This window comes from Pseudomonas sp. A, from assembly GCF_056270345.1.
The window spans coordinates 4,594,072-4,605,000 of the sequence record NZ_CM149873.1; the positions used below are offsets into that span (position 1 = coordinate 4,594,072).

At 63.0% G+C, this 10,929-nt stretch carries 11 protein-coding genes and 2 rRNA genes (1 of these 13 only partly in view); 4 read left to right on the forward strand and 9 right to left on the reverse strand.

Translation table 11 applies throughout. The features are described 5' to 3' along the window. Positions 1-24: 24 nt before the first annotated feature. The 4 genes from AC0MAZ_RS20555 to AC0MAZ_RS20570 form a co-directional block, all read right to left on the reverse strand. Complete coding sequence (locus AC0MAZ_RS20555) at positions 25-1,173, reverse strand: PQQ-dependent sugar dehydrogenase (protein ID WP_475858980.1); 1,149 nt, start codon at positions 1,171-1,173, stop codon at positions 25-27. Between the two features lie 21 nt (positions 1,174-1,194). Next, a complete protein-coding gene (locus AC0MAZ_RS20560) occupies positions 1,195-1,515 on the reverse strand; it encodes a hypothetical protein (protein ID WP_186735038.1) in 321 nt (106 codons plus the stop codon). A gap of 132 nt (positions 1,516-1,647) precedes the next feature. Next, positions 1,648-2,613 carry an agmatinase gene (gene speB, locus AC0MAZ_RS20565; protein WP_203651955.1) on the reverse strand — a complete coding sequence of 322 codons (966 nt, stop codon included), beginning with the start codon at positions 2,611-2,613 and terminating at the stop codon, positions 1,648-1,650. A gap of 23 nt (positions 2,614-2,636) precedes the next feature. Next, positions 2,637-3,716: an extracellular solute-binding protein gene (locus tag AC0MAZ_RS20570; protein ID WP_232856989.1), complete on the reverse strand. Its 1,080-nt coding sequence runs from the start codon at positions 3,714-3,716 to the stop codon at positions 2,637-2,639. Positions 3,717-3,818: 102 nt separating this feature from the next. Here AC0MAZ_RS20570 and AC0MAZ_RS20575 point away from each other — a divergent pair, with 102 nt between their 5' ends. Both AC0MAZ_RS20575 and AC0MAZ_RS20580 read left to right on the forward strand, forming a co-directional pair. Then, positions 3,819-4,709 carry a LysR family transcriptional regulator gene (locus AC0MAZ_RS20575; RefSeq protein ID WP_254464923.1) on the forward strand — a complete coding sequence of 297 codons (891 nt, stop codon included), beginning with the start codon at positions 3,819-3,821 and terminating at the stop codon, positions 4,707-4,709. Between the two features lie 123 nt (positions 4,710-4,832). Then, positions 4,833-5,303: an LEA/WHy family protein gene (locus AC0MAZ_RS20580; RefSeq protein ID WP_203652624.1), complete on the forward strand. Its 471-nt coding sequence runs from the start codon at positions 4,833-4,835 to the stop codon at positions 5,301-5,303. A 25-nt stretch (positions 5,304-5,328) separates the two neighbouring features. On the opposite strand, the gene AC0MAZ_RS20585 is transcribed toward AC0MAZ_RS20580, so the two are convergent. Further along, positions 5,329-6,270: a carbon-nitrogen hydrolase family protein gene (locus tag AC0MAZ_RS20585; RefSeq protein WP_475858982.1), complete on the reverse strand. Its 942-nt coding sequence runs from the start codon at positions 6,268-6,270 to the stop codon at positions 5,329-5,331. A gap of 65 nt (positions 6,271-6,335) precedes the next feature. Continuing rightward, positions 6,336-6,599 (reverse strand): hypothetical protein, encoded by a 264-nt coding sequence (locus AC0MAZ_RS20590; protein ID WP_203651948.1) that lies wholly within the window; start codon positions 6,597-6,599, stop codon positions 6,336-6,338. A gap of 132 nt (positions 6,600-6,731) precedes the next feature. On the opposite strand from AC0MAZ_RS20590, the gene AC0MAZ_RS20595 reads away from it, so the two are divergent. After that, on the forward strand, positions 6,732-7,052 hold the full coding sequence (locus tag AC0MAZ_RS20595; protein ID WP_031315252.1) for an ElaB/YgaM/YqjD family protein: 321 nt from the start codon (positions 6,732-6,734) through the stop codon (positions 7,050-7,052). 1 nt (position 7,053) lies between these two features. On the opposite strand, the gene AC0MAZ_RS20600 is transcribed toward AC0MAZ_RS20595, so the two are convergent. Continuing rightward, the gene (locus AC0MAZ_RS20600) at positions 7,054-7,671 is read right to left on the reverse strand and encodes a MiaE family protein (protein ID WP_232856986.1); all 618 of its coding nucleotides are present in this window, start codon (positions 7,669-7,671) and stop codon (positions 7,054-7,056) included. Positions 7,672-7,827: 156 nt separating this feature from the next. Here AC0MAZ_RS20600 and AC0MAZ_RS20605 point away from each other — a divergent pair, with 156 nt between their 5' ends. Next, on the forward strand, positions 7,828-8,691 hold the full coding sequence (locus AC0MAZ_RS20605) for a universal stress protein (RefSeq protein WP_475858983.1): 864 nt from the start codon (positions 7,828-7,830) through the stop codon (positions 8,689-8,691). A gap of 217 nt (positions 8,692-8,908) precedes the next feature. Here AC0MAZ_RS20605 and rrf read toward each other — a convergent pair. Continuing rightward, positions 8,909-9,024: ribosomal RNA gene (rrf, locus tag AC0MAZ_RS20610) — 5S ribosomal RNA — on the reverse strand. Positions 9,025-9,160: 136 nt separating this feature from the next. Further along, a 23S ribosomal RNA gene (locus tag AC0MAZ_RS20615) occupies positions 9,161-10,929 on the reverse strand; it runs 1,125 nt beyond the window's last position.

Here is a 10,929-nt window from a genome sequence, read left to right on the forward strand (position 1 = left end):
CCCCGCGATAGGCCCCCTCAGCCATCACCCGTCCTTCAAGCCCACCTTCAGCAATGCCCCGTCCTTGGCATCGGTCAGCACATACACATAACCATCCGGCCCCACCCGCACATCGCGGATCCGCGCCTTGAGATCGCCCAACAAGCGTTCTTCATGCACGATCTTGTCACCATCGAGCTGCAAACGGATCAACTCCTGGGTCGCCAGGGCGCCAATGAACAGGTTGTGTTCCCACGCCTTGAAGGTCGGGCTGTCATAGAACGCCATGCCGCTGATGCCCGGCGACTTCTCCCACACATGATGCGGGTCGACCATGCCATCGACGTGCTTGCCCTTGGCTTCCGGGATCGGCAGCATCGAGTAATTGATGCCATGGGTGGCGATCGGCCAACCGTAGTTCTTGCCGGGCCGTGGAATGTTGATCTCGTCGCCGCCACGGGGGCCGTGCTCGTGGGTCCACAGCTGGCCGGTCCAGGGGTTCAACGCCGCGCCCTGCTGGTTGCGGTGGCCGAACGACCAGATCTCCGGGCGCACATTGTCGCGGCCGACGAAGGGGTTGTCCCTGGGTACCTCGCCATCGGGCAGGATGCGCACGATCTTGCCCTGCAGCTTGTCCAGGTCCTGGGCGGTGGGCCGCTGGTTGTTCTCGCCCAGGGCGATGAACAGGTAACCGTCGCGGTCGAATACCAGCCGCGAACCGAAATGGTTGCCTTCCGAGAGCTTGGGCTGCTGGCGGAAAATCACCGTGAAGTTCTCCAGACGGGCCCGGTCCTGGGACAGCTGGCCACGGCCGACCGCAGTCCCCGCCTTGCCGTCGGGGCCTTCTTCGGCAAACGACAGATAGACCGTTCGGTCCTTGTCGAAGTCCGGCGACAGCACCACGTCGAGCAGGCCACCCTGGCCTTCGGCCCACACCTTGGGCACGCCGGACAATGGCGGGCCGACCTTGCCCTCTGCACTGACAATGCGCAGGTTGCCGGGGCGTTCACTCACCAGCATGTCCTTGCCACTCGGCAGAAAGGCCAGGGCCCAGGGGTTGCGCAGGCCGTCGGCGACAGTGCTGACGGTCAGTTGCCCCGCTTCACTGGGAAATTCCTGCTCGGCGGCCGCCTGGGCCAACAGCGGAAACAGGCTGGCGGCGGCCAGGGTGGTCAACCAGGTACGTGGCGTCATGCTCGATTCCTTCGAAGGGGCTCACGGCACGCGCAGCGAATCGCGTGGTGGCCGGGTGGGTTCCAGGTTCGGGGTCTGCTGCTCGCGGCGCAGGTTGTCGCCATTGCCGATACCGCGGTTGTCGAGAGTCGGCGGGCGCGGGTTGGGTTGCGTGGACGGGCCGCGCACCGGCGGCGTGGCGGGCACGCTGCCCTGGCGGCTGTTGGGGTTGGCACGCATGATCGGGCTGTTGTACGGGTTGTTGCTGTCGTTGGCGGCGAGCAACGGCGCCGGCAGGGGCGCCGCCTGGAGCGGCATGGCCAGCAACAGGCCGAGGCCCAGGATTGGCAGGGTGGGGTTCATGCTTCACCTCCGGTACGAAAAGGCGCGCTCCAGGGTTGGATAGCCTAAAGCGCGCAGGGTTCGACGCAAAAGGATGAATATGGGTCCTGATGTTTCAGTATGGCCCCTTGGGGCGGCCATGCAGCCCCGGTGTCAGCCGGCTTTATCCACCTTGTGCCGCGCCGCGTACAGGCACAGCATCTCCATCGCCAGCGTCGCCCCGGCCAGCGCGGTGATATCGGCATGGTCATAGGCCGGCGCCACCTCCACCAGGTCCATGCCCACCAGGTTGATCCCGCGCAAGCCGCCGAGGATCTCCAGCGCCTGCAGCGTGCTCAGCCCACCGCATACCGGCGTGCCGGTACCGGGCGCGAAGGCCGGGTCCAGGCAGTCGATGTCGAAGGTCAGGTACACCGGCCGCTCCCCCACCCGCTGACGGATAGCCGCGATGATCGCCTCGGTGCCCGAACGATGTACCTGGCGGGCATCGAGGATGGCGAACCCCTGGCTGTCGTCATTGGTGGTGCGCAGGCCGATCTGCACCGAGTGCGCCGGGTCCACCAGGCCTTCGCGCGCCGCGTGCCAGAACATGGTGCCGTGGTCGATGCGCTTGCCCTCCTCATCCGGCCAGGTGTCGCTGTGGGCGTCGAAGTGCACCAGCGCCAGCGGGCCATGCCGGCGGGCATGGGCCTTGAGTAGCGGATAGCTGATGAAGTGGTCGCCACCCAGGGTGAGCATGGCGCAGCCGGCCTCGAGGATGTGCTCGGCGTGCGCCTCGATGCTGTCCGGCACCGACGCGGGCGTGCCGCTGTCGAACGCGCAGTCGCCGTAGTCGATCACCGCCAGGTGATCGAACGGGTCGAACGTCCAGGGCCAGTGTCGGGCCCAGGCTTGCTGCACCGAGGCGTTGCGGATCGCCCGCGGGCCGAAGCGCGCGCCGGGGCGGTTACTGGTGGCGGTGTCGAACGGCACACCGCTGACCACCACGTCGACACCGCGCAGGTCGCGGCTATAGCGGCGCCGGGAAAAACTGGTGATACCGGCATAGGTGCTCTCGGCGGCGGTGCCGTAGAGGCTGTCACGGGTCATGGCCTGGTCGTTGTCCTGGGCGAGGTCCACGGTCTGTCTCCTGTCGTTGTTGTTCACTGGCGGCTGCGGAAGGTGGTCCACAGGCGGTTGCGCTGGCGCAGGTCGGACAGCGCCATGCTGCGGTCGGCGAACAGGCGCTGGCGCACCTCGGCCGGCGGGTAGATGTCCGGGTCATTGCGGATCGCCGCATCCACCAGCGGCGTCGCGGCCTGGTTGGCGTTGGCGAAGAACAGCGTGTTGGTCAGGGCCGCCACCGATTCTGGGCGCAACATGAAGGCGATGAAGGCACGGGCCGCCTCGGGGTGCGGCGCGTCCTTGGGGATCACCAGGTTGTCCTGCCAGACCAGGGTGCCCTCGCGGGGGATGCGGTAGATCAGCTCGAACGGCTTGCCGGCGCGACGGGCCTGGTCGGCGGCCATGGCAGCGTCGCCGTTGTAGGTCAGCGCCAGGCACACGCTGCCGTTGGCCAGGTCGTTGATCTGGCGGCCGTTGGCCACGTAGCTGATCGACGGCTGCAACTGCTGCAACAGTGCCTGGGCGGCGTCCAGGTCGGCCTTGCTCTGGCTGTACGGGTCCTTGCCCAGGTAGTTGAGGGTCAGGCCGATTACCTCCTGGGGCGAGTCCGGCATGGCGATCCCGCAGTCCTTCAGGCGGCTGGCGTATTCGGGCTTGAACAACAGGTCGAGGCTGTCCAGCGGCACATCGCCCAGGCGCTGGCGCACGGCCTCGACATTCACCCCCAGCCCCAGCGTACCCCAGGTGTATGGCACGGCATGGCGGTTGCCGGGGTCGGCCTCGGCCAGCTTGGCCAGCAGGTCCGGGTCGAGGTTGGCGTAGCCGGGCATCGCCTGCGCCTCGAGCGGCTGCAGGGCGCCGGCCTTGAGCGCCCGGGCCAGCACCGTGGCCGACGGCACCACCACGTCGTAGCCGCTGCCGCCGGTGAGCAGCTTGGTCTCCAGCACCTCGGTGGTGTCGAAGGTGTCGTAGCGGACCTTGTAGCCGGTTTCCTGCTCGAACCGCGCCAGGGTCTGCGGGGCGACATAGTCGGCCCAGCTGTACAGGTTGACGACCTTCTCCTCGGCCTGCAGCGGCAGGGCGATCAACAATGAAAGCAGGCACAACGTTCGACGCATGGCGGGCACCTCGGCGTGGGGGTGGATGCCGCCAGCATGCCTGCCGGGTTACATTGTAAAAATGGCAACTTTGCGAAGCTGACATTCACCAGGATCAATGTGATGCTCGGACAATTGCACGACCCGGACCTGCACCTGCTGCGGCTGTTCGTCACTGTAGTCGAGGCCGGCGGCTTCAGCGCCGCCCAGGGCGTGCTGGGGCTCAGCCAGCCCAGCATCAGCCAGCAGATGGCCAGGCTGGAGACCCGCCTGGGCTATCGCCTGTGCAGCCGTGGCAAGGGCGGTTTCCGGCTGACCGAGAAAGGCGAGCTGCTGCTCCAGGCGACCCGCGGCCTGTTGCTGCAGATCGAGCAGTTCCGCCAGCAGGCCAACGGCGTGGCCGGACGCTTGCTCGGCACGCTGCGCATCGGCCTGGCCGAGAACCAGGACCGCGAGGTCACCTTGCGCCTGGCCCGGACCATCGCCCGTTTTCGCCAACGCGACGAGCATGTCCGCCTGGAACTGACCAGCGCGCCACCCGCCGAGCTCGAACGGTTGTTGCTGGAACAGCGCCTGGACTGCGCCATCAGTTACTTCTCCGGCAACCAGGCGGCATTCGATTACCTGCCATTGTTCGAGGAACGCCAGCGACTCTACTGCGGCCAGGGGCATGAGCTGTTCGACCAGGTCCAGGTCAGTCGCAAGCAATTGCTGGAGGCCGACCAGGTCTGCCATCCCTACCGCTTTCTCAAGCAGGGCGAACCCTTCCAGAGCCGACGCAGCCTGGCGGTGGCGGAGCAGATCGACAGCGCGCTGACGTTGATCCTGTCGGGACGCCATATCGGCTACCTGCCCTGCCACTGCGCCGCGTCCTGGGAGGCCCAGGGGTTGTTGCGGGCACTGGACCCGACACTGGATTTCGTGGTGCCGTTCACCTTGGCGCGGCACCGTGGGCAGGAGCCAGGTGAAGCGCAGCAGGCGTTCATGGAGGATCTGCGCAGTGTATTCGTTTGAATTGGGGCCGCTTTGCGGCCCATCGCGGGCAATCCCGCTCCCACAGGAGCCGCACATTCCTTGATAGCGGCGCCACGCATTTGCCACACTGAGGACTCGCCCGTGTCCCGAGACCCTATCACCATGTATGCCCGCGCCTGCCTGATCCTGCTGCTGACCCTTGGCCTGAGTGCCTGCGCCCTGTTCCAGGGCCGTGACCCGCTGAACATCAGCGTGATCGGCATCGATCCTTTGCCCGGCCAGGACCTGGAGCTGCGCATGGCGGTGAAGATCCGCGTGCAGAACCCCAACGAAACCCCGGTGGACTTCAACGGCATCGCCCTCAACCTGGAAGTCAACGACCAGCCCCTGGCCGCCGGAGTGAGTGATCAACGCGGGCATATCGGTCGCTACGACGAGGCGGTGATCGTGGTGCCGGTGAGCATCACCGCCTTCGCCTTCCTGCGCCAGGCCTATGGCCTGAGCCGGGTGGAGTCCCTGCAAGGCCTGCCCTATGTATTGCGCGGCAAGCTGGCGGGCGGCACGCTCGGGACAATGCGCTTCACCGACAAAGGCAAGCTGGACCTGCCCGCCGCCACAAGTGCCGGCTGGTAAACCTGTTGTTCAGGTAAGCGAACGATCACTCGCCAGGAGCGGCGGAACCGACAAAGCGCACACCGGGGCGTGGACGTTCATCCACGCTGAGTTCGAACACATCCGGCCGTGCATAGTGGCCGACCACATCGAAGTCGTAACGTGCACGTACCAACTCATCGGTGTCGACCTCGGCACAAAGCAACCCTCGTTCACCTACCAGGGGCCCAGCGAGTACCTCGCCGAGGGGGCCGACGATCACGCTGCCACCGTTGATCAACGGCCGGTCTGCCGGCCAGTTGGCCACCTCAAGGCCGAGCGCCGCCGGTGAGTCCTGCACCTGGCAGGCACTGATGACGAAACAGCGTCCTTCGGCGGCGATATGGCGCATGCTGACCTGCCACAGCTCGCGCTCATCCACCGTCGGCGCGCACCACAGCTGCACGCCCTTGGCGTACATGGCAGTGCGCAGCAGGGGCATGTAGTTCTCCCAGCATATCGCCGCGCCGATGCGCCCGGCGCGGCTCTCCACGACCGGCAGCGTGGAGCCGTCGCCCTTGCCCCAGATCAGCCGCTCGGTGCCGGTGGGCATCAGCTTGCGGTGCTTGGCCACCAGGCCGCCTTCAGGCTCGAAGAACAGCACGGTGCAGTACAGGGTATTGCCGCTGCGCTCGATCACGCCAAGCACCAGGCTCGCCCCGGTGCGCGCCGACAGCCCGGCCAGCGCCTCGGTTTCGGCACCCGGTACATCGATGGCGTTGGCAAAATAGCGGGCGAAGGCTTCACGCCCCTCGGGCAGGCGATAACCGAGCTGGGTACCAAACCCCTCGCCTTTCGGGTAGCCGCCGAGCAACGCCTCGGGCATCACCACCAGGCTGGCACCGGCCTCGCGGATGGCCTGCTCGTAGCCGAGGATCTGTTCCAGGGTGGCAGCCTTGCCCGCAGGCAGCGAGCCGATCTGCAGGGCGGCAACGATGGATCTTGGCATCCTGGGGACTCCTGTCAGAAGAAAGCCGAAAGGTGCGCACCCCGCACCGCAAGTGTTCGCCTGCCTCAGCGGCTGGTGCTGGCGGCGGCCATCATCTTGTTCACTTCACTGCGTACCAGTTGGGTGAATTCCGCCGGCGACATGCCGTCGAGCTCCGCACGCACCCACTCGGCCCACTTGCCCTTGCGCCGCGGTTTCTCCGCGATCAGCCGAGCGGCCTCACCCTTGGCCTTGCCCAGGTTGTTCTGCCAGTACTCGAACAAACGGGCCTTCTCTGCCTCGATCTGTGCCCGTTCCTGGAAGCTCATGTTGGCCAGATTGAAACTCATGGGGGTATTACCTGCCGCTGGAAAATGGGCGCTATCTTACACTGTAGCGACGCGCCATCGGTACGCCGCTGCAACTTTCCCGGCGCCGTGGCATCCACTGTTCAACGCCCAACCCTTCACGAGGATGTGTACATGGCCAGGAAAACCGCCGCGCAAGGCAACAACGACCAGATCAAGGATCAGGTGTTCAGCGAGCTGCAGGCATTGATCGAGGAGTCCGAAAAGCTGCTCAGCGACAGCGCGTCGCTGGTGGGTGAGGAAGCCGAAGGCATGCGCGCGCAACTGGGGCTGAAGCTGCGCCAGGCGCGCGACGCCACCAGCCGACTGGGCCAGAAGGCACAACCGGTGGTCGAGGCGACACAGGAGTACATTGGCGGCCACCCCTGGCAGACGGTGGCGATTTCCGCAGGTTTCGGCCTGGTGGTCGGCTTGTTGCTCGGGCGCCGCCAGTAGCTCAGGCGGCTTGCGCCAGCGGAATTCCACTGTGGAAGCGCAGTTCCTGGTCGGGTGAAGTAATCAGCCCGACCTCGGCCTCGCGCACCTGCTCCACCACCTGGGCGATATCCGCTTCGTCACCATACTGGTGGGCCAGCTTCAGGTAGCCCTGGTAATGCCGTGCCTCGCTCTTGAGCAGGCCGTGGTAGAAGGTGCCGAGTTCTTCGTCCAGGTGCGGCACCAGGGCGGCGAAGCGCTCGCAACTGCGCGCCTCGATAAAAGCCCCCACCACCAGGGTATCCACCAGCTTGACCGGCTCATGGGCGCGCACCAGCCGCCGCAGGCCCGAAGCATAGCGCCCGGCCGAGACCGGCCGCAGCGGCACGCCCCGGCGCTTCATCAGGCGCAACACCTGCTCGTGGTGCACCAGTTCCTCGCGGGCCAGGCGCGACATCATGTTGATCAGGTCGAGGTGGGTGTTGTATTTGGCGATCAAGCTCAGCGCGGTGCTGGCCGCCTTGAACTCGCAGTTCTTGTGATCGATCAGCAGGGTCTCCTGGTCGGCCAGCGCCGCCTCGATCCAGGCATCAGGGGTACGGCAACCGAGGAAGGCGTCGATTTCAGGAATCAGGGACATGGCACTCACAATCACACAGGACATCGGCAGGACCGGGGATTATACCGGCGACCGTGCCGAGTGCCAGTGACTATGCTTGATACATATCAAGCGGCGGCGGCAGCGGCGCCGTCTATAGTCAGGCATTGGCCGCCATTCTGAAGGGAGTTCACGCCCATGCAAGCCGTACGCAGCATCCTTGTCGTCCTCGACCCCGAGCACGCCCACAGCCGTGCCCTGACCCGGGCCAAGCTGATCGCCGGGGTAACCGGCGCGCGCCTGCACCTGTTGATGTGCGACAAGAAACAGGATCATGACGCGCTGCTCAGCTTGCTCAGCAGCCAGCTGCATGATGATGGGTACGACAAAGTCACCTACGAACAGAGTCGCCATGACATCTTGCATGAATCAATCATTGCTGTGCAGCAAGCTGAAGGGTGCGACTTGGTGATCAAGGAACATCGACCGGATAACCCACTGAAGAAGGCATTGCTGACCCCCAGCGACTGGAAGTTACTGCGTCAATGCCCAGCCGCAGTGTTAATGGTCAAAAGCGAGCGGCCTTGGACGGGTGGCGTCATCCTGGCTGCCGTGGATGTGGGCAACCAGGATGAATCCCATCGTTTGTTACATGCCAGTATCGTCGACCACGGTTATGCCATTGCCAGCCTGGCCAAGGGTGAGCTGCACGTGATCAGCGCCCACCCCTCGCCCATGCTGTCGGCGTCGGACCCTGTCTATCAACTCAGCGAGACCATCGAGAAGCGTTACCGCGACGCCTGCCGCGCGTTCCAGGCTGAGTTCGGTATCAGCGACAAGTGTTTGCACGTCGCGGAAGGGCCCGCCGATGTGCTGATTCCCTATACCGAGAAGAAATATGATGCGGTGGTAACCGTTATCGGCACAGTGGCCCGAACCGGGATTTCCGGCGCGCTGATCGGCAATACCGCGGAGGTGGTGCTGGACTCGCTGGAAAGCGATGTGCTGGTGCTCAAGAGCGAAGAGGCCAAGGCGCATCTGGCCGAGTTGGCGCGGGGCTGAAAGACGCAACGCGCCCCCTCTGTAGGAGCGGCCTTGTGCCGCGAAAGGGGCGCGTAGCGGCTCCGGGGTTTGTGCATCACGCTGATATCGCCGGGGCCGCGTTGCGGCCCTTTCGCGGCGCGAGGCCGCTCCTACAGGGGGAGACTGTGTTTATTTTGCAACGCAGAAAAGACAAAACCCCTACCTGCTCGCGCAGATAGGGGTTTTGCGAAATGAATCTTGACGATGACCTACTCTCACATGGGGAAACCCCACACTACCATCGGCGATGCATCGTTTCACTGCTGAGTTCGGGATGGGATCAGGTGGTTCCAATGCTCTATGGTCGTCAAGAAATTCTGTTGCCAGAACATCCAGATGGATACTCCAGCCAATTCGGATATGCGATATTTGTGGTTCGTCGCGAACTTTCGGTTCTTGCGTCTTCACCACCACAATTTGGCCTCGGCGCAAATTGCTTGGGTGTTATATGGTCAAGCCTCACGGGCAATTAGTATTGGTTAGCTCAACGCCTCACAGCGCTTACACACCCAACCTATCAACGTCGTAGTCTTCGACGGCCCTTCAGGGAGCTCAAGGCTCCAGTGAGATCTCATCTTGAGGCAAGTTTCCCGCTTAGATGCTTTCAGCGGTTATCTCTTCCGAACATAGCTACCCGGCAATGCCACTGGCGTGACAACCGGAACACCAGAGGTTCGTCCACTCCGGTCCTCTCGTACTAGGAGCAGCCCCTCTCAAATCTCAAACGTCCACGGCAGATAGGGACCGAACTGTCTCACGACGTTCTAAACCCAGCTCGCGTACCACTTTAAATGGCGAACAGCCATACCCTTGGGACCGGCTTCAGCCCCAGGATGTGATGAGCCGACATCGAGGTGCCAAACACCGCCGTCGATATGAACTCTTGGGCGGTATCAGCCTGTTATCCCCGGAGTACCTTTTATCCGTTGAGCGATGGCCCTTCCATACAGAACCACCGGATCACTAAGACCTACTTTCGTACCTGCTCGACGTGTGTGTCTCGCAGTCAAGCGCGCTTTTGCCTTTATACTCTACGACCGATTTCCGACCGGTCTGAGCGCACCTTCGTACTCCTCCGTTACTCTTTGGGAGGAGACCGCCCCAGTCAAACTACCCACCATACACTGTCCTCGATCCGGATAACGGACCTGAGTTAGAACCTCAAGGTTGCCAGGGTGGTATTTCAAGGATGGCTCCATGAGAACTGGCGTCCCCACTTCAAAGCCTCCCACCTATCCTACACAAGCAAGCTCAAAGTCCAGTGCAAAGCTATAGTAAAGGTTCACGGGGTCTTTCCGTCTAGCCGCGGATACACTGCATCTTCACAGCGATTTCAATTTCACTGAGTCTCGGGTGGAGACAGCGCCGCCATCGTTACGCCATTCGTGCAGGTCGGAACTTACCCGACAAGGAATTTCGCTACCTTAGGACCGTTATAGTTACGGCCGCCGTTTACCGGGGCTTCGATCAAGAGCTTCGCTTGCGCTAACCCCATCAATTAACCTTCCGGCACCGGGCAGGCGTCACACCCTATACGTCCACTTTCGTGTTTGCAGAGTGCTGTGTTTTTAATAAACAGTCGCAGCGGCCTGGTATCTTCGACCGGCGTGGGCTTACGCAGCAAGTGCTTCACCCTCACCGGCGCACCTTCTCCCGAAGTTACGGTGCCATTTTGCCTAGTTCCTTCACCCGAGTTCTCTCAAGCGCCTTGGTATTCTCTACCTAACCACCTGTGTCGGTTTGGGGTACGGTTCCCAGTTATCTGAAGCTTAGGAGCTTTTCTTGGAAGCATGGCATCAACCACTTCGCGCTCTAATGAGCACTCGTCATCAGCTCTCGGCCTTGAGATCCCGGATTTGCCTAAGATCTCAGCCTACCACCTTAAACTTGGACAACCAACGCCAAGCTGGCCTAGCCTTCTCCGTCCCTCCATCGCAATAACTGGAAGTACAGGAATATTAACCTGTTTTCCATCGACTACGCTTTTCAGCCTCGCCTTAGGGACCGACTAACCCTGCGTCGATTAACGTTGCGCAGGAAACCTTGGTCTTTCGGCGTGCGAGTTTTTCACTCGCATTGTCGTTACTCATGTCAGCATTCGCACTTCTGATACCTCCAGCAAGCTTCTCAACTCACCTTCACAGGCTTACAGAACGCTCCTCTACCGCATCACCAAAAGGTGATACCCGTAGCTTCGGTGCATGGTTTGAGCCCCGT